Below are 19,626 nucleotides of genomic sequence, written 5' to 3' on the forward strand. Positions count from 1 at the left end.
CTGGGCGGGTCCGCTGGTACCTCAGGGTGAGGTCGCTGGTGGTCGGGCGCATCCCGAGTCACCCCTTGCGCCCCGTCGTCGCCACGCCTTCGATGAAGTACCGCTGCCCGAAGGCGAACAGCAGCAGCATGGGCAGCGTGACCAGCAGGGACGCGACCATCACGTACTGGTAGTCGCCCTGGCCGCCTGCGGTCGGGCTGTACTTCGTCATCGCGTACGCGATGCCGAGCGGGGCCGTGAACCCCGACACGCTGCCGGCGTTGAGGTAGATCAGGCCCGCCTGCAGGTTGTTCCAGCTGGCTTGGAACTCGAAGAGCAGCACGATGACGAAGGACGGGATCGAGAGCGGCATCGCGACCTTCCAGAACATCTTCCAGTAGCTGGCGCCGTCGATCCGGGCGGCCTCGAACAGCTCGCGGGGCAGCCCGAGGAAGAACTGCCGCTGGAGGAAGATGTAGAACGCCGAGCCGAACAGGTTGGCGCCGAACAACGGGATCCACGTCCCCAGCGCGCCCAGGTTCTTCCAGATCAGGTAGATCGGGATCATGGTCACGGCGCCGGGCAGCATCATCGTGGCGAGGACGAGCCCGAAGAGCAGTCCACGCCCCGGGAAGCGGAAGTACGCGAACCCGAAGGCGACGATCGAGCTGGACAGGGCGACGCTCACGGCCGCGAGGGTGGCGATGGCGATGCTGGTGAACATCCAGCTCAGCAGCGGCAGCTGGTGCCAGACCTCGGCGTAGTTGCCCCAGTGGAACTCGCTGGGCCACAGCGCGTTGTCGAAGACCTGGCCGCGGCCCTTGAGGCTCGCCGCCAGCAGCCAGGCGAACGGGTAGAGGAACAACAGCGTGAACGCGGCCAGGAGCAGCCACAGCAGGACTCGCCCGAACCGGCGACCGGGTCCGCGTTGCGCCGGGGGCGGTGCGGTCTGGGGCACGGTGGTCAGCACGGCGGGCTGGACGGGCCGGGAACCGGCCATCGGGATGGTGGCCATCAGCGGTCTCCCTCGTAGTAGACGAGGCGGTTGCCGAACCGCATCTGCACGAAGGTGACGAGCAGGATGATCGCGAACAGGAGCCACGCCATGGCGGCCGCGAAGCCGAAGTTGAACTGCCGGAACGCCTGCTGGAACAGGTACACCGCGTAGAACAGTGACGCCTCGGGCGAGGCGTTCGACTGGTCGCGCCAGAAGAGCAGGTATGCGGAGTCGAACACCTGGAAGGCGGCGATCGTCAGCACGATCACGTTGAAGAAGACCGCGCTCGAGATCATCGGGAGCGTGATGCTGAAGAACCGACGGACCGGCCCGGCACCGTCCAGCGACGCGACCTCGTAGAGCTCGCGCGGCACGTTCTTCAGGGCGGCGAGGAAGATGACCATGGTCCCGCTCACGGCCCACAGCTGCATGAGGACGATCGACGGCTTGATCCACGTCGGGTCGACGAGCCACTGCGGACCCTCGATGCCGAACACGCCCAGGAACTGGTTGACCGCGCCCGTGTTGCCGTTGAGCAGCAGGAAGAAGATGGCCGCCGTCGCGACGACCGGCGTCATCCTCGGCAGGTAGAAGATCGTCCGGAAGACGCCGGCGCCCCGGCCGACCCCGTTGAGCAGCGAGGCGAGGAAGAGCGCGAACGCGATCTCGATCGGCACGGCCAGGAGGGCGTAGAAGAGCGTGTTCCCGAGCGCGGTGGCGACGCGCGGGTCCTCGACCAGCTGGCGGTAGTTCTCGACGCCCGCCGCCCGCGCCGTGTTCGTCGCGAGGTTGTAGTGGCTGAACGAGATCACGAGGCTGTAGATCATCGCGCCCGCCGTGAAGACGAGGAAGCCGACGATCCACGGCGAGATGAACAGGTATCCCGCGATCGCCTCTCGGCGGTGGAACCGCGCCGATCGAACGGCGCCGGTGGAGGGCTGCGGACCGCCCTGGAGGGCCGGAGACGGCCGGAGACTCAGCTGCGCCATGAGCACCTCCGCTCGAGGTGGCAGCCCCGCGCTGCCGCATCCGTCGAGTGGCCGTGCCTTGACCGTCGCGCGTGGCCTGGGCCACGTGGCGGAGAACGTAACCCCGGCCCCGACGCACCGCAACCGGTGCCTGGATAGGCACGCCGGGTGCGCTCGGACAGCGTGCCGGGGCTCGGGGTGGTGGCCCGACCGTCGCGGTGAGACGCTCGGAACGCTGAAGACGGCGGCGTGACACGGGTACCACGGGTGCCCGGCTGCCCTGCAGGAGCACCTCATGACCGTCCGCGACCGCATCGCCGAACCGTGGGGCGCGCGGACCCCGTACGGTCCGGGCACCCGGTGGCCCGTGCGTGTGGACACGTTCCTCGAGGACGGGGTCGCCGCCGAGGACGTCGAGCGGTGGGTGCCCAGCGCGTCGGTGCTGCACTCCAACGGCGACGCGATGGACATCGCCGTGCGTGGCGGCCGGATCGTCGGGGTGCGCGGCCGGGCGTCCGACCGCGTGAACCACGGCCGGCTCGGCCCCAAGGACCTGTTCGGCTGGCAGGCCAACGCCTCGCCGGACCGCCTGCGACGACCGCTCGTCCGCGACGGCGGACACCTGGTCGAGGCGTCATGGGACGAGGCCCTGGGCCGGGTCGTGGCCACGACGCAGCGACTGCTCGACGAGCGCGGACCCAGCAGCATCGGCTTCTACACCTCGGGCCAGCTCTTCCTCGAGGAGTACTACACGCTCGCGGTGCTCGCGCGAGCCGGCATCGGGACGCCGCACCTGGACGGCAACACCCGCCTCTGCACGGCGACGGCGGCCGAGGCGCTCAAGGAGTCATTCGGCTCCGACGGGCAGCCGGGCTCGTACGCCGACGTCGACCACGCCGACGTGCTGGCGCTCTACGGGCACAACGTCGCGGAGACGCAGACCGTGCTGTGGAGCCGCATGCTCGACCGCCTCGCCGGGCCGAACCCGCCCGCGGTCCTGTGCGTCGACCCGCGCCCGACGCGCGTGGCTCAGGCTGCGACGGTCCACCTCGCGCCACGACCCGGCACCAACCTCGCCCTGATGAACGGGCTGCTGCACGAGATCGTGTCCCGCGGCTGGGTCGACCGGACCTACGTCGACAGCCACACGATCGGGTATGCCGATCTCGTCTCCGTGCTGCAGGACTACCCGGTGGACCGCGTCGCCGACATCTGCGGGCTGGACGCCGGCCTCGTGCGCGCAGCCGCAGAGCTGCTGGGGTCCGCCGAGCGGCTGCTGTCGACCGTCCTGCAGGGCTTCTACCAGTCGCACCAGGCCACGGCCGCGGCGGTGCAGGTCAACAACGTCCACCTGCTGCGCGGCATGCTCGGCCGGCCGGGCGCGGGCGTGCTCCAGATGAACGGGCAGCCGACGGCGCAGAACACCCGCGAGTGCGGCGCGAACGGCGACCTGCCGGGATTCCGCAACTGGGCGAACCCCGATCACGTCGCGGAGCTCGCGAGCCTCTGGAACGTCGAGCCGGACCGGATCCCGCACCACGGACCGCCGACGCACGCGATGAAGATCTTCCAGCACGCGGAGCAGGGCTCGATCGGCATGCTCTGGGTCCAGGCGACGAACCCGGCGGTCTCGCTGCCCGAGCTGGGCCGGATCAGGTCGGTACTGGCCCGCGACAGCCTCTTCCTCGTGGTGCAGGACATCTTCCTGACGGAGACCGCCCGGCTGGCCGACGTCGTGCTGCCCGCCGCGGCCTGGGCCGAGAAGACCGGGACGTTCACCAACGCGGACCGCACGGTGCACCTCTCGGAGCGCGCGATCGACCCGCCGGGGGAGGCGCGGTCGGACCTCGACATCTTCGTCGAGGTGGCCGGGCGACTGGGGCTGACCGACCGCGACGGCGACCCGCTGGTGTGGTGGCGGGCGCCCGAGGAGGCCTTCGAGGCGTGGAAGCGGTGCAGCACCGGCCGCCCGTGCGACTACAGCGGCCTGTCGTACGACGCGCTGCGCTCGGTGGGCGGGATCCAGTGGCCGTGCACCGAGGACGCACCCGATGGAACCGAGCGGCTCTACGACCGCGGTGGGTTCTGGGCCGCTCCCGACGCGTGCGAGACGTTCGGTCGTGATCTGTTCACCGGTGCTCCGGTCGACGCGACCCAGTACAGGGCCACCAACCCGGAGGGCCGCGCGATGCTCAAGGCGGCGCAGTACGTCCCTCCGCACGAGCCGCCCGACGAGGGCTATCCGCTGTCGCTCGTCACCGGCCGGACGCTCTACCACTTCCACACGCGCACCAAGACCGCGCGTGCGCCGCAGCTGCAGGCGGCGGCGCCGGACGTCTGGGTCGAGGTCTCGTCGTCCGACGCCCGCGAGCTGGGCCTGGCGGAGGGGGACCGCGCCGAGATCCGGACGCCGCGCGGCACGGTCGAGGCGGCCGTCCGGGTCACCGGGATCCGGCCCGGAGTCGTGTTCCTGCCCTTCCACTACGGCTACTGGGACGAGGGGAGCGGGACCGGACCCGCAGGGGCCGGGCGCGCGGCGAACGAGCTGACGCGCACCGAGTGGGACCCGGTCTCGAAGCAGCCGCTCTTCAAGGCGGGCAAGGCGCGCGTCCGACGGCTGGCCGCAGGCGGGGGCGCGCCGGCCCCGGCACCGACGACGGGGGCGTCCGCTCCCGTGACCGACGGCGTCGCGTCGACGCGGGGCGGGCCGGCCGCCGACGTTCTCGAGCGGGTGGAGGGAGTCGACTCGTGAACCTGGACCTCGTCCTCGCCTGGACGCGCTCGGCAGAGGCCGGCCTCGCCGATTCCCTCGACCAGCTCGCCGACCGGCATGCGGACGACCACGACGTCGCGCACGTCGCCCGCGACCTCGCACAGTGGTCGCGGGACCACGTCGCGGCGATCGACGGGCTGGGTCGACCGGTGCCTGGTGACGCGAGCGGGCGGCGGGTGCCGCCGGCCGCCGACGGGGACGACCCCGGTCTGGCGCTCCTGCAGGACGTGCGGGCGGTGTACCAGGAAGCCTGCGGCGTGGCGGCGGACTGGGAGGCGATCGGGCAGGCGGCGCGCGCGACCCGGGACCTGACCTTGCTGGGTGTGGTCGAGCGGTGCTCCGGGCAGGTCGGCCGGCAGGTCACCTGGCTGCGCGCGACCATCAAGGAGTCGGCACCGCAGGTCCTGTCGCGCTAGCCCACCGAAGTGCGACGCCCGTCGCCGGGGCGCACGATGGAGCACGGCGTCGGGCAGAGCGCGTCATCGTGTCGGACCTCCCGGGAGGCGACCATGCCGGCACCGTCCGACCTCTCGCCCGACCAGGTCAGGGTGGTGGTCCGCCCGATCGCGACGCCCCTGCCGCTCGGCTTCCTGGGTCTCGTCGTCGCCACCACGTGCATGAGCGCGGTGCAGCTCGGCTGGGTCCCGCCCGACCAGGGTCAGGTGGTCGCGCTCGGCATCCTGGCCTTCACCGTGCCGGTCCAGCTGCTGGCCAGCGTGCTGGGCTTCCTGGCACGCGACCCCGGAGCCGGGACCGGCATGGGCGTCCTGGCGGGGACCTGGGCGGCCGTCGGCCTCGTCACCGTGCGCGCGGCGCCCGGATCGCACGCCCCGGGCCTCGGGGTGCTCCTGCTCTGCGCGGCCGCCGCGATGCTCGTCCCCGCGGCCGCGGCGACGGGCAAGCTCCTCGCCGCGGCGGTGATGGCACTCAGCGCGGTCCGTTTCGCGGTGACCGGGTTCGTCCAGCTCACCGGTTCGGCGACGTGGACCACCCTGGCCGGTGCGATCGGGCTGGTCCTGGCCGCGCTGGCGCTGTACGCGGCCCTGGCGTTCGAGCTCGAGGACGCTCGGCACGAGACGGTCCTGCCCGTCGCGCGCCGAGGCGACGGGCTCGCGGCCCTCGACGGCGCGGACCTGTCGGGGGTGAGGCACGAGGCCGGGGTGCGGCCCCAGCTGTGAACGTCAGGCGCGGCCGCCCGGCCGTCGCCATCACCACGAGAAGGAGAGACCCATGGACCAGGACAAGACGCGCGACGACGACGTCCCGGACCTGCCCGACGAGCTCGACGGGCTCCCCGACGGGAAGCGCAAGGACGGCCCGCCGGCGGTCGACGGCCCGGCGAACCCGGACGCGCACGGCCCGATCATCCAGGCCTGAGCAAGGAGGTCCGACCATGAGGAGCGACGTGCACACCGTCCACCGGGACGGCGTCTGGATCAACGAGGTGGACGGGGAGCCGGTCGACGGCGGGTTCCTGCGCCGGGAGGACGCCGAGGAGGCCGGCCGCGCCGCGGCGGACGCCCGCGGGTCGCGGCACGTGGTGGACGACGACTCACGGCCCCGCGGGTGACAGGACGGCGCCGCGCACGCCGAACGGCCGGCAGCCCTGCCTGCCGAGAGCGAGTTCGTCGAGCCGCGCGGTGCGACGCACCTGATCGACCTCGAGCTCGGCGGCGCGGTGCGATGTCGCCACGAGAAGCTCGAGCCCGTGCCTGCCGTCGGTGACGAGAAGAGCCGCGGCGTCGACCGTGAGCAGCCGTGCCGCGTCGTGGACGAGGTCGGCGAACAGGTCGGTCGTGTCGAGGTCGCGCACCAGGACCCCGAGCAGCTCAGCGAGGACCTGCGCGGGTGTACCGAGGGTCATGTCCCACCGGCCTGGGGGAGCCGTCGGGGGTGATGTCCGCGCCGCTGCGGGCGAAGGAGGGGCGCCGCTCCATGACGTCCTTCGCGACCGAATCCATCGTCGTCCCTGCCGTCGAGGCGTGCGCGCCGAGGACGCCTCCCGACGCGGTTCGTCCGATTCCCCGTTCCTCTCGCGCAGGCGCGCCGGGCGACATAATCTGCCGTCGCGAGCACGCACTGGTCGGCCCGGTCACTGGTCGACCTCGCGGCCTCCCGGGTCCGGCGGTGGGCCTCGGCGTGGAGGCTCCGCTCCTGTGGCCCCGCGCAGGGAGGATCCTGTGACTACCTCGACACTGGCGGTCGGACGATTCGGCTACTCGCCGACGGAGACGCGTTGGACCTGGTCGGACTGCATGTTCGCCCTGCACGGGATGTCGCCCGGCGACGTCGTCCCGACGCGCGCACTCTTCCTGAGCCACGTGCACCCCGGGGACCGTGACCGGGTCGCGGCCACTCTCGACGAGATCGCGACGGGTGGCCAACCCGTGGGCTGCGACTATCGGCTGGTGGACCTGAGCGGCCACACGCGCGACGTCGTCCTCGCGCTGACGCCGGTCTCGGCCGAGGTGGGCGCGACGGTGTGGGGCGTGCTGGTCGACGACAGCGAACGACAGCGGCGCACGGTCGCGGAGGCGGTCAACACCGAGCTGACCACGGCGTTGGAGTCGCACGCGGCGATCGACCAGGCCAAGGGCATGCTGATGCTCGTCTACGGGATCGACGACGATGCCGCGTTCGAGATCCTGCGGTGGGCGTCCCAGCAGAGCAACGTTCGCCTCCGGGTGCTCGCCGGACGGCTGGTCGAGGCCGCCCGGGCGGCCGGTGGTGCCGACGCCGTGCTGCGGTCGACCGTCGACGACCTCGTGATCGCGGCCATGCGCGACGTCGAGCTGCCGCTCCAGACCGTCGCGCACCCGGAGTTCGGCTGTGCGCTCGAGCGGAGGGCGTGGACCCCCGTGCTGCGCGTCTCCGGCACCGTCGACGTCACGTCGATGGCTCAGCTCCACCATGCGCTAGGTCGGCTGATGGCCGAGGCCGAGGACCGCGACGTCGTCGTCGACCTGCGCGGGGTCGACCACCTGGGTCCCGTCGCCTCCTTCGTCCTCGCCGCGGCACAGCGCCGCGCGCGCGCCCGCAACGTGACGATGCAGGTGCTGGTCCCGTCGCGCGCCGGACTGGTCCACGACGACCGCTCGGCCCCTGCCGCCGCGGAGCTCGCGGCGCGATCCTGAGCGACCGGGCACCCGGCGGCGTGACGGCGACCGTCACGGCAGGCCCATCCGCTCCTCGCCGGCCCGTTGCAGGGCGTTGCGCCCGACGACCTGCTGCCAGGTCGCGGCCTGCTCCGCGCGGTCGCGCCCGACGAAGCTCACGGCCCAGTGCATCAACGTCGAGAGACGGTTCTTGAACCCGACGAGGTAGACGAGGTGGACGCCGAGCCAGAGCAGCCACGCCAGCAGACCGGCGGTCTCGAACCGGCCGATCCGCGCGACGGCGTGGAAGCGCGCGACCGTCGCCATCATGCCCTTGTCGCGGTAGCGGAACGGCGGGGCGGGGTCGGCGCCGCGGACCCGTCGGCCGATCTGGTCGGCGGCGTACGCCCCGCTCTGCATCGCGAGCTGCGCGACCCACGGGTAGCCGCCCAGGGTCATGAGGTCGCCCACGACGAACACCTCCGGGTGTCCCGGGAGCGTGCAGTCGGCCTCGACGTGGAGCCGCCCCGCCTTGTCGGTCTGCGCCCCCGACCGCTCGGCGAGCGTGCGGCCCAGAGGCGGGGCGCCGACGCCCGCGGCCCAGATCTTGCACGCCGACTCGAGCCGGGAGCGGTGACCCTCGGTGTCCTCCAGCTCGACACCGTCGGCATCGACGTCGACGACCTTCGTGCCCATCCGGACCTCGACCCCCAGCTGCTCGAGCCGGGTGGCGGCTGCGCGGGAGAGCTTGTCGCTGTAGCCCGGGAGCACCTGCGGGACGGGGTCGACGAGCACGACGCGGGTTCGCGACGGGTCGATGTGCCGGAACGTCCCGGGCAGGGTGCGGCGGGAGAGCTCGGCGATCTGGCCCGCCATCTCGACCCCGGTGGCGCCCGCACCCACCACGACGAACGTGAGGAGCCGGTCGAGGGTCGCCTCGTCGGGCGCGATCTCGGCGAGCTCGAACGCGCCCAGGATCCGGCCACGGACCTCCAGGGCGTCGTCCAGGCTCTTCATGCCCGGCGCGTGCTCGGCGAACCGGTCGTTGCCGAAGTAGGACTGGCCGGCACCGGCGGCCACGATCAGGCTGTCGTACCCGGTGCGCAGCTCACCGAGCGGGCTCTGCGACACGACCTCGCGCCGGTCGAGGTCGACGTCCGTGACCGCGCCGAGGAGCACCCGCACGTTCTTCTGCCGCTTCAGCACGTCGCGCGTCGCGGGGGCGATCTCTCCCGACGAGAGCACGCCCGTCGCCACCTGGTACAGCAGCGGCTGGAACAGGTGGTGGTTCGTCGCGCTGAGCAGCGTCACGCGGACGGGCTGCCGGGCCAGCGCTCGAGCGGCGAACAGACCCCCGAACCCTGAGCCGACGATGACGACGTGGTGGAGCGTGGTGGGCCGGGCCATGCGGACTCCTCGCGTCGGGGCGCGGTGGCCGCGAGGGCTCCACGGTCCGCTCCACCGGTCGGACCACTATGCGATGGCGGGCCGGGCGACGCACCCGGCGCAGCCGCCCCACCACGGCCGTAGATGCCCTCACGGGCGGCGGCGCGGCCAGGCGAGGAGCACGTAGAGGTCGTGCTCGTCCCGGCGCCCGCAGAGCGCGGCCCGGGCCACCGCCGCGACACCACGGCCCTGGCACCGCGCCAGCTCCCTCTCGATCACGTGGCTCCACTTGACCGGCAGGTGCCCGAGCAGCTCGCCGTTCATCGTCGTGACGCGCACCCGGCACGTCGTACCGCGGTCCAGGAGGACGAGGAACCGTCCGAGATGGTCCCGCGCGGAGATCTGGGGCGCCGACCGCTCGTCGAAGTCGGTGACGCGCACGGTCACGTGCCCGCCGCGGGCCGGCACGGTCCACGTCGGCGGCACGGCTGCCGGGAGCGGTGCAGATCGCTCGCTGTGGGCCGGCACGCCCCGACCCGTCGAGTCCGGTTGGCTGTGAGTCGTCCCACGCATCGCGCGCTCCCGGGGGGTGCCCACGGACCGCGACTCTGGATCCCGGCTCGGCGCGCCGGCCACGGACGGGTCGGCTCGTCGTCTCGATCATGGCACCGACCGGCGAGAAGGTCGACGTCCCGCGTGCGGTCGCACGGCGGGTGTCCGACGATGGGGGTCGACGTCGGGAAGCGGGCGTCGGCCGCCGACCGATCACCGGAGGCACCGATGTGGGCTCTCATCTTCCGCCGACTGCGGCTCCTCGTCGTGGTTGCCATCCTCCTTCCCGTGGTCGCATCGATCGCCCGCAGGCTCGCGGAGCGGGTCGAGCGACAGCAGGCGGGCCCGACCCTGGGGTCCCGCGGCCTGCGGGTCGTCGAGACGACCGCGACCAAGACCCGGTCGTTCCTGCGCTGATCGTGCCCGGGCGGCCCGACAGGGCCCGACAGTGTCAGCGGGTCGGCTCCAGGTAGGCCTGCCCGGTGGTCGTCCACTGGACCAGCAGCATCGTCGCGTCGTCCTGGAGCACGCCGTTCTGGTAGTCGAGGATCCGACGGCAGGCACGGCGCACCAGCTCGGGGAGCGGGATGCCCTCGGACGCCTCGCGCTCGATGAAGTCCTTGAGCCGGTCCAGGCCGAAGAACTGGTGGTCCTGGTCGCGCGCCTCCGTGATCCCGTCGGTGAAGAGGACGACGACGTCGTCCGGCTCGAGGGACTCCTCGGCGATGGTGGCCTCGCGCATGTCCAGCCCGAGCAGCGGGCGGTGGCCGTCGTCGAGCGTCTTGACCACGCGCCCGCCGCGCAGCAGCAAGGGCGGGGGATGCCCGGCCGACAGGTACCGGAGCCGCCCGGTGTGCAGGTCGAGCCTCCCCAGCACGCCGGTCGCGTACATCCGGCCGCCGAACTCGTCGCGGATGGTGCGGTGGATCGACTCCGTCTGCTCGAACAGGCCGTGCCCCTGTCGGCGCGCGTTCCGGTAGGCGGCGAGCGCCGACGCCGCGGCCAGGCCGGAGCGCAGGTCGTGCCCGGTGGCGTCCAGGATCGCGAACTGGGCGACGTCGTCGGAGAGCGCGTAGTCGAACACGTCACCGCCCACGTTGCTCGACGGCTCGAGCCGACCGCTGACCAGCACCTTGTCGGTCCCGGACGTCAGCGGCGGGAGCAGCTGCCAGATGAGCTCGGCGGACAGGCTGCGCGGCTGACGACGCCGCACGGCGTCGATGGCGTCGCCGAACATGTCGAGCACGGACACGAGGTGGCCCAGGTAGTGGCTGAACCACCACCACTGGCGGCGTAACGCCCGGTCCTCGAGCACGCCCGGGTCGAGCACCACGATCTTGAGCACGCCCAGCCGCTCCAGGCCGTCGATGATCGGCATCCACAGCACGGGCTCGTCGTCGGTCGTCGACGTCTGGGCGGCCATCATCCGGTAGGCGCGTCCTGCGAGCGTCCCGTCGATGGTCAGGTCGGGCGGGCGTTCGGAGGTCGACGGCGCCATCGGCACGAGCACGCTCTGCGTGTAGTCCGCCAGGTAGACGGTCACCCGGGCCCCGAGGTGCGCGGCGGCCTCGGCGACGGCCGTGGGGAGGAGGTCCGGGGGTGCCAGGTGCGTCTGGCGCAGGAGGGTCGTCATGGCGGCGAGCGGACGCGTGACGCCGGAGCCGAGGTGGTGGTTCCAGTCCATGGGCCGACCCTCCGCGGGCCGGCACGTCGGAGGGCTGCCCGCATGCTCACCCTACGTTTCGCGCACGCGGCCCGCGCCGCGACGCGACGACCCGTGTTCGCCGGGGGTGAACGGCCCCCGCGGATGACTGGCACTCTCCGGTCGAGAGTGCTAATTCTTCTGCTGTAGCCAGTCCGGAGAGGATCCGGACAGCACCCGGGCACCGGACGTGCCGGTGCCGTGACGCGAGGGAGGTGAGGGTCATGGCTACCCGATTCGACCCGTTCCAGGAGATCGACCGGCTGTTCGGTCAGATGCTCGCCGCCGACCGGTCGTCGGCGACGATGCCGATCGATCTGTACCGCTCCGGTGACCACTACGTGCTCCACGTCGACCTGCCGGGCGTCGACCCCGGATCGATCGACGTGAACGTGGAGGACCGGACGCTGACGATCCGCGCTCAGCGGACCGCGCACACCGAGAGTGACGCGCAGTGGCTGGCCAAGGAGCGCCCGACCGGCACCTACGCCCGACAGCTCAGCGTGGGCCGGGGGCTCGCCCTGGACGCCATCTCGGCGACGTACGCCGACGGGGTCCTGACGCTGAGCATCCCGGTCGCCGAGGAGGCGAAGCCGCGGCGCATCGAGGTGCAGCACGCCGGCGACGCCTCCCAGATCACCTCGGGGGCCGACGCCACCGCCTGATGCTGCGACGGCAGGGGCGCGCCGGGCAGCGAGAGCACCGGTCCGAGGCGAGGGACGCCCTGTGCGGGCGAGCCGGACCTCCGCGCCCTGCCGTCGGCGGGGTCGTCGCGCCTCGATCCGGTCCCGCACGTCCGCTACTCGCGGAGAGAGAATTCGTTGCCGTCGGGATCGGCCAGCACCGCGACGCCGTCGGCGTGCGCCAGGAGCGTCGCCCCGAGCGCGACCAGTCGGACGACCTCGGCTCCCCGGTCGCCAGCGACCGGGGCGAGCTCGAACCGCTGGCGGTTCGTCCGCGGCGTGGTCGGCGCCGGCTCACCGCCCCACGAGACCTTCGTGCCGCCCAGCGGGGACTGGATCGCGGTCTCCCGGTCCTGGTCCCACACGAGGGGCCAACCCAGCGCGGCGGACCAGAACAGGCCCACCTCCCGGGTGCCGTCGCAGGTGAGCTCGCCGAGGAAGCCGCACCCGGCGAGGAACGCGTTGCCGGGTTCGATCACGCACAGCTCGTTGCCCTCGGGGTCGGCCAGCACCACGTGCCCCTCGTCCGGGCGCTGTCCGACGTCGAGGTGGCTCGCGCCGAGCCCGAGCAGTCGGGCGACCGTGTCCTGCTGGTCGGCCGGGCTGGTGCTCGTGAGGTGCAGGTGCATGGGGTCCCGGCCGACCTTCGGCGCGCGGCTCCCGACGAACCGCAGGCCGAGCTGGGTGTCTGTCCCGGGCACGAGCGCGCCGCGGGCGTCCTCGACGGGGTCGCGCCCCAGGACGCCGGCCCAGAACCCCGCCACGCGGGCGGGGTCGTCGGCGTCGAGGGCGAGGGCGGTCAGGCGGGAAGCCACCCACGCACGCTAGGCGGGACGCGCGACGTCCCGCACGAGGTTTTTTCGTCGTCGAGCGTGCGAGCCGCGGGTGAGTCAGCCGTCCAGGCGTGCGGCGACGTCGGCGGGGAAGCCGCCGGTCGCGACGGGGCCCCACCGCGTCGGTGTGACCCGGATGAGGGACTTGCCCTGCAGCCGCATGGCGGCGCGGTACTCCTCCCAGTCCGGGTGCTCGCCCGCGATGCACCTGTAGTACTCCACCAGCGCGTCCTCGGCCTCCGGCATGTGCAGCACCTGCGCGTCGCCGTCGACCTGGACCCACGCGCCGCCGAAGTCGTCGGACAGCACGCAGACGCTGACGCGGGGGTCGCGCTCGACGTTGATCGCCTTCGCCCGTCCGGGGTACGTCGAGATCACCAGGCGCCCCTCGCGGTCCACACCGCCGCTCACGGGGGAGACCTGGGGTCGACCGTCCTGGCGCGTCGTGATGAGGACCATGTGGTGCCGGTCGGTGACGAAGTCGAGCAGGCCGTCGAGGTCGACGGGACGGGTCGTGGCGATGGATCGAGGCATGGCCACACGCTAGGCGCTCGGCCGCACCCCGACCTCTTGTCGCAGTTCAGCGTGCGGATCGGCGCTCGGAGGTCGACCATTCGATTGTCCGGTCAAGACATGGCCGGGCAACGCCGTCGACGTCCGACCGCGGTCGTCGCCGTCAGGGAGGCCTCACCATGGCTCTGTGGCTGATTCTCATCATCGTCGGTGTCGTCATGATCGTGCTCGGCGTCGCTGTCACGGCAGCAAAGGTGCTGCTGTGGATCGGCATCGCCCTCCTGGTGATCAGCCTCATCGGGTGGATCGTCAGCCGCGGTCGCACCCGGGCGTAACGCGTCAGCCCCGGTCGGTGGACCCGCCGGTTCATCGACCGGGTTGCTGAGCGAGCCCCGGTCCAGCTCCATCCCTGCGGGTCGTGACAGGATCCGCGGGTGGACGAGCTCACCCAGGACCTGCGGGATGCCATCGCTCTGGGGTACGCCCGGCGCGACCGGGACGACATGGCGCCGACCATCGCGTACTTCGAGGGACTGCTGGCCGACCACCCTGATCACCCCGTGCTGGTGTTCGAGGTCGCCGGTGCCTACGACACGGCCGGGCGCGAGGGCGAGGCCGCCGTCCGGTACGAGCGGGCGCTCGCGCTGGGCCTGGACGGCGACGACCTGCGCCGGTGCCTGTGCCAGTACGGCAGCACGCTGCGATGGCTCGGTCGGCTCGACGAGTCGGTCGCGGTGCTCGAGCGGGCGCGAGCCCAGTTCCCGGAGTCCGACGCCGTCCGGGTGTTCCTGGCACTGACGCTCGCGGAGGCGGGCAGGACCGACGGCGCGGTGGCGCAGCTCCTCACCGTGATCACCAACCACCCCGACGCCACCGACCTGGGCCGCTACGCCGTCGGGCTCGGCGGCCTGGCGCGGTGGCTGGAGGTGGGCAGGCCGGACGAGTAGCCCATGGCGGCGCGGGCGGCGATCGCGTCGGCGCCCGGCAGGGTCCGGGAGGCGGCGACGAGCCCGGCGCCGGCCTGATTGCGCCGAGCGCCGGGGCGACGGACAGTGGGCCCATGACCGAGACCGTCGCCAGCGCCCTGCACCGCAGCCAGGTCATCGACCTGACGACCACCGGCCGTCGGTCGGGTCAGCCGCGACGGATCGAGATCTTCCTGCACGAGCTGGACGGACGGCTGTTCATCTCGGGGATGCCGTCGCCGCGCACCCGGGCATGGATCCACAACGTGGCGGCCGACCCGCACGTCGTCGTCCACCTCAAGCGCGGGCTGACCGCCGACGTGCCGGCGCTCGCGCGGGTGGTCGACGACCCGGACGAGCGGCGCCCGCTCATCGAGGCGGCGGCCCGGCAGTGGGGCCGGGACGACGTCGAGCTGATGATGCAGCACAGCCCGCTGATCGAGATCACGCCGACCGACGCGGCCTGATCCGGGCGGCAGCTCTGGGACCTCCGGCCCTGCTGGCACGGCGCGGGGCGGACGACGATCGGGAGTGTCCGATCGTTCGTTCGAAGGAGAACATCATGACGTGCGTCCTGGTCGCCTATGGAACGTCCCGGGGCGGCACCGAGGGGCTTGCCGAGATGATCGGTGAGGACCTGCGCGGCCGCGGGTACCAGACGGTCGTGCGTCCGGCGGCCGAGGTCACGGACCTCGAGGACGTGGACGCCGTCGTCGTCGCCGGCGCGCTGTACGCGGGCCGCTGGCACAAGGAGGCGCGCTCGCTGATCAAGCGGCAGTCCACCCGACTCGCCGAGCTGCCCGTGTGGCTCGTCGCCACCGGACCCCTGGACCGGTCGGCCGACACCACGGAGATCCGGGCCGTCTCCCACGTGCGGAACGCCGCGGACAAGATCGGGGCGCGCGGCGTCCAGACGTTCGGCGGTCGGCTGCTGCCCGATGCCAAGGGTTTCCCGGCGGCCGCGATGGCGAAGACGAACGCGGGGGACTGGCGCGACGCGGACCACGTCGCCCGGTGGGTCGACGAGGTGGACGCGCAGCTCCGCGCCTGACGGCCCGTCCGCATGGTGAGCAGTTCCGGTCATGCATTGACCGAGGTCCGCGCCGTTCCTAGGTTGCGCGGCACTCGCCACTCCGACCGGAAGGCTCTTCCCATGCCCGTCGAGTTCCTGGGCATCGCCACCACCAGCGATGCCTCCGAGACGACCGCTGCCACCACCGCGCCCGTCGACATCGGCTACCTCGAGCGGATCGTGCGGGCGCACCAGGACAACGGCTGGACGCGCGTGCTCTTCGCGTACGGGTCGGGCGGCCTGGAGCCGTCGGCGCTCGCCGGGTACGTCGCGGGCCGCCTCGACTCGATCGAGCTGCTGCTGGCACACCGCCCGAACGTCTCGTACCCGACGTTCGCCGCCAAGACGTTCGCGACGCTCGACCAGGTCTCGCAGGGCCGCTTCTCGGTGCACTTCATCACGGGCGGGAGCGACAAGGAGCAGGGCCGCGAGGGCGACCGGCTGACGAAGGACGAGCGGTACGCCCGCACGCGCGAGTACATCCAGATCGTCAAGCGCGCGTGGACGAGCGCGGAGCCGTTCGACCACCACGGCCAGTTCTACGACTTCGACGACTTCGTGCTCGACGCCAAGCCGTTCGGGGGCCGCACCCCGACGATCTCGTTCGGCGGGTCCTCGGACGCGGCCTACCGGGTCGGCGCGGCCGAGGCCGACATCTTCGCGGTGTGGGGCGAGCCCCTGGCCAGCACCGCGGAGCAGATCGCGCGGATCCACGCCGAGGCGGCTGCGGCGGGCCGGACGACGCCGCCCCGCATCCACGCCGCGTTCCGGCCGATCATCGCGCCGACCGAGGAGCTCGCATGGGAGAAGGCCCACCGGGTGGTCGCGCGCATCGAGGCGCGCAAGGCGGCGGCCGGCGATGCGCTGGCGCGCTGGCGACCCGGCAAGCCCGAGAACGCCGGCTCGCAGCGGCTGCTCGAGATCGCGGAGCAGGGGGAGCGGTTCGACACCGCGCTGTGGACCGCGACGGCCAAGGCGACCGGCGGGGCCGGCAACTCGAACGCCCTCGTCGGCACCCCCGAGACGGTCGCGCAGGCGCTGCTGGCGTACTACGACCTCGGTGTGCGGATCATCTCCGCCCGCGGGTACGACCTGCTGGACGACGCCGTGGACTTCGGCCGATACGTCATCCCCCTGGTCAAGGAGGAGGTCGCCCGGCGCGATCGCGAGGCGCAGGCGGCCGGCGCGGCTGCCTGACCGCAGCCACGGAGCACGCCCCGGGGCGCGCGGGTGACGTGCCCCGCGCGCCCTCGGTGCGGTCGGTCAGCGCAGGTCGTCCGACCGGATCTTCTCGGCCTCGGTGGTGACGTCGACGTCCTCGCGCGACGCTCCGGGCTCGCGGAGCTCGTCGGACCGCACCCGCACGGCCTCGCTCGTGTGGACGTCGTCCGTGTGGGTCCCCTCCAGGCCGTCGGCCTCGATCTTCTCGGCGTCGCTGGTCGGCAGGCCGTGCTCGTCGACCGTGCTGCCGGCCGGTTCGACGAGCCCGTCCGACCGGATCTTCTCCGCCTCGGTGCTGGCGGCCTCGCGTGCGTCACGCGCCTCGTGCTCAGTGCTCATGCTGCTCTCCTCAGGGATCCGGGTCCCGGCCGCGCGTCGCTGCACGGACCGGGAGCACCGTCTTGCCCACACTCTGCGCCGCCGGGCCGCGAAACGCCCGTGCAGGAGGTCCGGAACCGTCGCCGCCCGATCCGTGACTGCAACCGATTCGTAACGCAGCTGTGCGTCCGCGCAACGGATTTCCGCTAGGTTCCGTCGAAACGGCTGCGATATCGGCCGTTGCGGAAGGCAACAGCCACGGGAGAGGGGCTGCGGCGATGACGGACTCGGGGGTCGTCGCTGTACGGCTGCGCGGCGTGCGCAAGGAGTTCGGCGACGTGGTCGCGGTCGACGGGGTCGACCTCGACGTGCGCGACGGCGAGTTCATGACGTTGCTGGGCCCGTCGGGCTCGGGCAAGACGACGGTCCTGCGGATGATCGCGGGCTTCGAGCTGCCGACCGGCGGGACCGTCGAGCTGGCCGGCGTCGACGTCACGCAGCGGGCGCCGTTCGAGCGGGACGTCAACACCGTCTTCCAGGACTACGCGTTGTTCCCGCACATGACCGTGCTCGACAACATCGCCTACGGCCTGCGCGTGAAGAAGGTCGGGCGCAAGGAGCGGACGCTGCGCGCGCAGGAGGCGCTGGAGAGCGTGCAGCTCGGCGGGTACGGCGCGCGCAGGCCGGCGCAGCTCTCGGGCGGACAGCGCCAGCGCGTCGCCCTCGCCCGCGCGCTGGTCAACCGGCCCCGGGTGCTGCTGCTGGACGAGCCCCTCGGCGCGCTCGACCTCAAGCTGCGCGAGCAGATGCAGGTCGAGCTCAAGGCGATCCAGCGGCAGGTCGGGATCACGTTCCTCTTCGTCACGCACGACCAGGAGGAGGCGCTGACCATGTCCGACCGCATCGCCGTCTTCTCGGGCGGTCGGATCGAGCAGGTCGGGTCGCCGGCCGAGGTCTACGAGAAGCCGGCCACGCCCTTCGTCGCCGGGTTCGTCGGCACCTCGAACCTGCTGGTCGGCGACGCGGCGGTGCAGGTGCTCGCGCGGACGGGGACCTGGTCGGTGCGGCCCGAGAAGATCCGGCTCGCCGCGCCCGACGCGCAGCCCGGCCCGGGGGAGGACGGCGCCCTCGGCACGGTGCGCGAGGTGGTCTACGTCGGGTCGGCCACGCGGTTCCTCGTCGACCTGGATGCCGGCGCGACGCTCGTCGCGCTGCAGCAGAACCAGCAGACCTCGTCGATGGACGTGCAGGAGCTGCGCGGTGCGCGCGTCCTGCTCGTCTGGGCGAAGGAGCACGAGTTCGAGGTGAACCCCGCGGCAGACACCTCGCTGCCGTGAGCCTGCACGAACGAAGGAGACGACGATGAAGCACCTACGTCTGGTGCGGACGATGGCGGTCGGCGCGGTGGCGGGGCTCGCCCTGGCCGCCTGCGGGACGTCGGACGGCGACGGGGGCGGCTCCGCCCGGGCGACACCGCCCGCGATGGACTCCCTGAGCGCGCAGGGCGACGGGGAGGGCGAGGTCAACATCCTTGCGTGGGCGGGCTACGCCGAGGACGGCTCCACGGACCCGGCGGTCGACTGGGTGACGCCGTTCGAGTCCGCCACCGGGTGTACCGCGAACGTCCAGGTCGCCGACACCTCGGACAGCATGTTCGAGAAGATGGGCACCGGCGACTTCGACGTCGTCTCGGCGTCAGGGGACTCGTCGCTGCGCATGATCTACGCCGGCAAGGTCGCCCCCGTGAACACCGACCTGCTCACCAACTACGGCGACGTTCCGGACTTCCAGAAGATGCAGACCTGGAACTCCGTGGGCGACGCCGCGTACGGCATGCCGCACGGCTGGGGCGCCCAGCTGCTCGGCTACCGCACGGACAAGGTCGACCCGGCGCCCGACTCGTGGAGCGTGGTCTTCGAGCCCGACTCCGCGTACGCCGGCAAGATCACCGACTACGACTCGCCGACCGACGGGATCGCCGCCGCGGCCGTGTACCTGATGTCGACCCAGCCGGACCTGAAGATCACCAACCCGTACGCCCTGGACAAGGACCAGTTCGACGCCGCCGTCGCCCTGCTCACGGCGCAGCAGCCGCAGGTGGCCAGCTACTGGGCCAGCTACGCCGACGCGCAGAAGGCGCTCGAGAACGGCAGCACCGAGGTGGGCTCCACCTGGCAGATCATCATCAACCTGGCGAAGGGCGACGACGCCCCGGTCGAGTCGGTGCTGCCCAAGGAGGGCGCCACCGGATGGGCGGACACGTGGATGGTCGACGCCAAGTCCCCGCACCCGAACTGCGCGTACCTCTGGATGAACTGGGTGACCAACCCCGACGTCCAGGCGCAGATCGCCGAGTGGTTCGGGGAGGCCCCGGCCAACACCAAGGCCTGCGCCCTCACCACCGACCCGACACACTGCGACACGTTCCACGCCGACGACGAGAGCTACTTCTCGAAGATCTGGTTCTGGTCGACGCCGCAGTCCGACTGCCTCGACGGGCGCACGGACGTGAAGTGCATCCCGTACGCGGACTGGGGCAAGGCGTGGAGCAGCATCAAGAACGGCTGAC

General features: G+C 72.4%; 24 protein-coding genes. 15 read left to right on the forward strand and 9 right to left on the reverse strand.

Annotated elements, in window-relative coordinates; all coding sequences use genetic code 11:
* Window positions 1–58: 58 nt before the first annotated feature.
* Together AC1DT4_RS14600 and AC1DT4_RS14605 are read right to left on the reverse strand one after the other, a co-directional pair.
* Window positions 59–994, reverse strand: coding sequence for a carbohydrate ABC transporter permease (locus tag AC1DT4_RS14600; RefSeq protein WP_477090518.1), 936 nt, complete (start codon window positions 992–994; stop codon window positions 59–61).
* Window positions 994–1,965, reverse strand: coding sequence for a carbohydrate ABC transporter permease (locus AC1DT4_RS14605; RefSeq protein WP_477090519.1), 972 nt, complete (start codon window positions 1,963–1,965; stop codon window positions 994–996). Before AC1DT4_RS14605 ends, AC1DT4_RS14600 begins: the two co-directional genes overlap by 1 nt.
* A 274-nt stretch (window positions 1,966–2,239) precedes the next feature.
* On the opposite strand from AC1DT4_RS14605, the gene AC1DT4_RS14610 reads away from it, so the two are divergent.
* The 5 genes from AC1DT4_RS14610 to AC1DT4_RS14630 all read left to right on the forward strand — a co-directional run bounded on the left by AC1DT4_RS14610 (window position 2,240) and on the right by AC1DT4_RS14630 (window position 6,287).
* Entirely contained in the window at window positions 2,240–4,696 is a 2,457-nt protein-coding gene (locus tag AC1DT4_RS14610) for a molybdopterin oxidoreductase family protein (protein ID WP_477090520.1), read from the forward strand.
* A complete protein-coding gene (locus AC1DT4_RS14615; protein WP_477090521.1) occupies window positions 4,693–5,133 on the forward strand; it encodes a hypothetical protein in 441 nt (146 codons plus the stop codon). The genes AC1DT4_RS14610 and AC1DT4_RS14615 overlap by 4 nt, the downstream gene beginning before the upstream one ends.
* A gap of 93 nt (window positions 5,134–5,226) precedes the next feature.
* Window positions 5,227–5,895 carry an acetate uptake transporter family protein gene (locus tag AC1DT4_RS14620; RefSeq protein ID WP_477090522.1) on the forward strand — a complete coding sequence of 223 codons (669 nt, stop codon included), beginning with the start codon at window positions 5,227–5,229 and terminating at the stop codon, window positions 5,893–5,895.
* 52 nt (window positions 5,896–5,947) lie between these two features.
* Window positions 5,948–6,094 (forward strand): hypothetical protein, encoded by a 147-nt coding sequence (locus AC1DT4_RS14625; RefSeq protein ID WP_477090523.1) that lies wholly within the window; start codon window positions 5,948–5,950, stop codon window positions 6,092–6,094.
* A 16-nt stretch (window positions 6,095–6,110) separates the two neighbouring features.
* Window positions 6,111–6,287 carry a DUF2188 domain-containing protein gene (locus AC1DT4_RS14630; protein WP_477090524.1) on the forward strand — a complete coding sequence of 59 codons (177 nt, stop codon included), beginning with the start codon at window positions 6,111–6,113 and terminating at the stop codon, window positions 6,285–6,287.
* Here the strand turns inward: AC1DT4_RS14630 and AC1DT4_RS14635 are convergent.
* Window positions 6,270–6,581, reverse strand: coding sequence for a hypothetical protein (locus AC1DT4_RS14635; protein ID WP_477090525.1), 312 nt, complete (start codon window positions 6,579–6,581; stop codon window positions 6,270–6,272). The genes AC1DT4_RS14630 and AC1DT4_RS14635 overlap by 18 nt on opposite strands.
* A 316-nt stretch (window positions 6,582–6,897) precedes the next feature.
* Between AC1DT4_RS14635 and AC1DT4_RS14640 the strand changes: the two genes are divergently transcribed.
* Window positions 6,898–7,851, forward strand: a complete 954-nt coding sequence (locus AC1DT4_RS14640) for a PAS and ANTAR domain-containing protein (protein WP_477090526.1) — start codon at window positions 6,898–6,900, stop codon at window positions 7,849–7,851.
* Between the two features lie 33 nt (window positions 7,852–7,884).
* On the opposite strand, the gene AC1DT4_RS14645 is transcribed toward AC1DT4_RS14640, so the two are convergent.
* Window positions 7,885–9,219, reverse strand: a complete 1,335-nt coding sequence (locus tag AC1DT4_RS14645) for an NAD(P)/FAD-dependent oxidoreductase (RefSeq protein ID WP_477090527.1) — start codon at window positions 9,217–9,219, stop codon at window positions 7,885–7,887.
* 129 nt (window positions 9,220–9,348) lie between these two features.
* Window positions 9,349–9,726: a hypothetical protein gene (locus AC1DT4_RS14650; RefSeq protein ID WP_477090528.1), complete on the reverse strand. Its 378-nt coding sequence runs from the start codon at window positions 9,724–9,726 to the stop codon at window positions 9,349–9,351.
* A gap of 312 nt (window positions 9,727–10,038) precedes the next feature.
* On the opposite strand from AC1DT4_RS14650, the gene AC1DT4_RS14655 reads away from it, so the two are divergent.
* Entirely contained in the window at window positions 10,039–10,167 is a 129-nt protein-coding gene (locus AC1DT4_RS14655) for a hypothetical protein (protein ID WP_477090529.1), read from the forward strand.
* 34 nt (window positions 10,168–10,201) lie between these two features.
* On the opposite strand, the gene AC1DT4_RS14660 is transcribed toward AC1DT4_RS14655, so the two are convergent.
* Window positions 10,202–11,434, reverse strand: a complete 1,233-nt coding sequence (locus AC1DT4_RS14660; RefSeq protein ID WP_477090530.1) for a PP2C family protein-serine/threonine phosphatase — start codon at window positions 11,432–11,434, stop codon at window positions 10,202–10,204.
* A 242-nt stretch (window positions 11,435–11,676) separates the two neighbouring features.
* Here AC1DT4_RS14660 and AC1DT4_RS14665 point away from each other — a divergent pair, with 242 nt between their 5' ends.
* The gene (locus AC1DT4_RS14665; RefSeq protein ID WP_477090531.1) at window positions 11,677–12,117 is read left to right on the forward strand and encodes an Hsp20/alpha crystallin family protein; all 441 of its coding nucleotides are present in this window, start codon (window positions 11,677–11,679) and stop codon (window positions 12,115–12,117) included.
* A gap of 134 nt (window positions 12,118–12,251) precedes the next feature.
* Here the strand turns inward: AC1DT4_RS14665 and AC1DT4_RS14670 are convergent, their stop codons facing one another.
* Both AC1DT4_RS14670 and AC1DT4_RS14675 read right to left on the reverse strand, forming a co-directional pair.
* Window positions 12,252–12,950: a VOC family protein gene (locus AC1DT4_RS14670; RefSeq protein WP_477090532.1), complete on the reverse strand. Its 699-nt coding sequence runs from the start codon at window positions 12,948–12,950 to the stop codon at window positions 12,252–12,254.
* A gap of 75 nt (window positions 12,951–13,025) precedes the next feature.
* Window positions 13,026–13,502 (reverse strand): PPOX class F420-dependent oxidoreductase, encoded by a 477-nt coding sequence (locus AC1DT4_RS14675; RefSeq protein ID WP_477090533.1) that lies wholly within the window; start codon window positions 13,500–13,502, stop codon window positions 13,026–13,028.
* 158 nt (window positions 13,503–13,660) lie between these two features.
* Between AC1DT4_RS14675 and AC1DT4_RS14680 the strand changes: the two genes are divergently transcribed.
* The 5 genes from AC1DT4_RS14680 (at window position 13,661) to AC1DT4_RS14700 (ending at window position 16,715) form a co-directional block, all read left to right on the forward strand.
* Window positions 13,661–13,816, forward strand: coding sequence for a hypothetical protein (locus AC1DT4_RS14680; RefSeq protein ID WP_477090534.1), 156 nt, complete (start codon window positions 13,661–13,663; stop codon window positions 13,814–13,816).
* A 99-nt stretch (window positions 13,817–13,915) separates the two neighbouring features.
* A complete protein-coding gene (locus AC1DT4_RS14685; protein WP_477090535.1) occupies window positions 13,916–14,428 on the forward strand; it encodes a tetratricopeptide repeat protein in 513 nt (170 codons plus the stop codon).
* 113 nt (window positions 14,429–14,541) lie between these two features.
* Window positions 14,542–14,913: a nitroreductase family deazaflavin-dependent oxidoreductase gene (locus AC1DT4_RS14690; protein ID WP_477090536.1), complete on the forward strand. Its 372-nt coding sequence runs from the start codon at window positions 14,542–14,544 to the stop codon at window positions 14,911–14,913.
* A 95-nt stretch (window positions 14,914–15,008) separates the two neighbouring features.
* Entirely contained in the window at window positions 15,009–15,497 is a 489-nt protein-coding gene (locus AC1DT4_RS14695) for a flavodoxin domain-containing protein (protein ID WP_477090537.1), read from the forward strand.
* 102 nt (window positions 15,498–15,599) lie between these two features.
* Window positions 15,600–16,715 carry an LLM class flavin-dependent oxidoreductase gene (locus AC1DT4_RS14700; protein ID WP_477090538.1) on the forward strand — a complete coding sequence of 372 codons (1,116 nt, stop codon included), beginning with the start codon at window positions 15,600–15,602 and terminating at the stop codon, window positions 16,713–16,715.
* A gap of 66 nt (window positions 16,716–16,781) precedes the next feature.
* Here AC1DT4_RS14700 and AC1DT4_RS14705 read toward each other — a convergent pair whose 3' ends face one another.
* Entirely contained in the window at window positions 16,782–17,078 is a 297-nt protein-coding gene (locus tag AC1DT4_RS14705; RefSeq protein WP_477090539.1) for a hypothetical protein, read from the reverse strand.
* Window positions 17,079–17,335: 257 nt separating this feature from the next.
* On the opposite strand from AC1DT4_RS14705, the gene AC1DT4_RS14710 reads away from it, so the two are divergent.
* Window positions 17,336–18,394, forward strand: coding sequence for an ABC transporter ATP-binding protein (locus AC1DT4_RS14710; RefSeq protein WP_477090540.1), 1,059 nt, complete (start codon window positions 17,336–17,338; stop codon window positions 18,392–18,394).
* Between the two features lie 25 nt (window positions 18,395–18,419).
* Window positions 18,420–19,625 (forward strand): extracellular solute-binding protein, encoded by a 1,206-nt coding sequence (locus AC1DT4_RS14715; protein ID WP_477090541.1) that lies wholly within the window; start codon window positions 18,420–18,422, stop codon window positions 19,623–19,625.
* Window position 19,626: the final 1 nt, after the last annotated feature.

This window comes from Cellulomonas sp. P4_D11, assembly GCF_056401915.1.

Excerpts from the sequence above, each read along its gene's own strand:
- AC1DT4_RS14620 (WP_477090522.1), top strand. The coding sequence starts at position 5,227 with ATGCCGGCACCGTCCGACCTCTCGCCCGACCAGGTCAGGGTGGTGGTC.
- AC1DT4_RS14710 (WP_477090540.1), top strand. The coding sequence starts at position 17,336 with ATGACGGACTCGGGGGTCGTCGCTGTACGGCTGCGCGGCGTGCGCAAG.
- AC1DT4_RS14610 (WP_477090520.1), top strand. The coding sequence starts at position 2,240 with ATGACCGTCCGCGACCGCATCGCCGAACCGTGGGGCGCGCGGACCCCG.
- AC1DT4_RS14705 (WP_477090539.1), bottom strand. The coding sequence starts at position 17,078 with ATGAGCACTGAGCACGAGGCGCGTGACGCACGCGAGGCCGCCAGCACC.
- AC1DT4_RS14665 (WP_477090531.1), top strand. The coding sequence starts at position 11,677 with ATGGCTACCCGATTCGACCCGTTCCAGGAGATCGACCGGCTGTTCGGT.
- AC1DT4_RS14625 (WP_477090523.1), top strand. The coding sequence starts at position 5,948 with ATGGACCAGGACAAGACGCGCGACGACGACGTCCCGGACCTGCCCGAC.
- AC1DT4_RS14690 (WP_477090536.1), top strand. The coding sequence starts at position 14,542 with ATGACCGAGACCGTCGCCAGCGCCCTGCACCGCAGCCAGGTCATCGAC.
- AC1DT4_RS14700 (WP_477090538.1), top strand. The coding sequence starts at position 15,600 with ATGCCCGTCGAGTTCCTGGGCATCGCCACCACCAGCGATGCCTCCGAG.
- AC1DT4_RS14660 (WP_477090530.1), bottom strand. The coding sequence starts at position 11,434 with ATGGACTGGAACCACCACCTCGGCTCCGGCGTCACGCGTCCGCTCGCC.
- AC1DT4_RS14675 (WP_477090533.1), bottom strand. The coding sequence starts at position 13,502 with ATGCCTCGATCCATCGCCACGACCCGTCCCGTCGACCTCGACGGCCTG.
- AC1DT4_RS14600 (WP_477090518.1), bottom strand. The coding sequence starts at position 994 with ATGGCCACCATCCCGATGGCCGGTTCCCGGCCCGTCCAGCCCGCCGTG.
- AC1DT4_RS14695 (WP_477090537.1), top strand. The coding sequence starts at position 15,009 with ATGACGTGCGTCCTGGTCGCCTATGGAACGTCCCGGGGCGGCACCGAG.
- AC1DT4_RS14680 (WP_477090534.1), top strand. The coding sequence starts at position 13,661 with ATGGCTCTGTGGCTGATTCTCATCATCGTCGGTGTCGTCATGATCGTG.
- AC1DT4_RS14630 (WP_477090524.1), top strand. The coding sequence starts at position 6,111 with ATGAGGAGCGACGTGCACACCGTCCACCGGGACGGCGTCTGGATCAAC.
- AC1DT4_RS14645 (WP_477090527.1), bottom strand. The coding sequence starts at position 9,219 with ATGGCCCGGCCCACCACGCTCCACCACGTCGTCATCGTCGGCTCAGGG.
- AC1DT4_RS14635 (WP_477090525.1), bottom strand. The coding sequence starts at position 6,581 with ATGACCCTCGGTACACCCGCGCAGGTCCTCGCTGAGCTGCTCGGGGTC.
- AC1DT4_RS14605 (WP_477090519.1), bottom strand. The coding sequence starts at position 1,965 with ATGGCGCAGCTGAGTCTCCGGCCGTCTCCGGCCCTCCAGGGCGGTCCG.
- AC1DT4_RS14715 (WP_477090541.1), top strand. The coding sequence starts at position 18,420 with ATGAAGCACCTACGTCTGGTGCGGACGATGGCGGTCGGCGCGGTGGCG.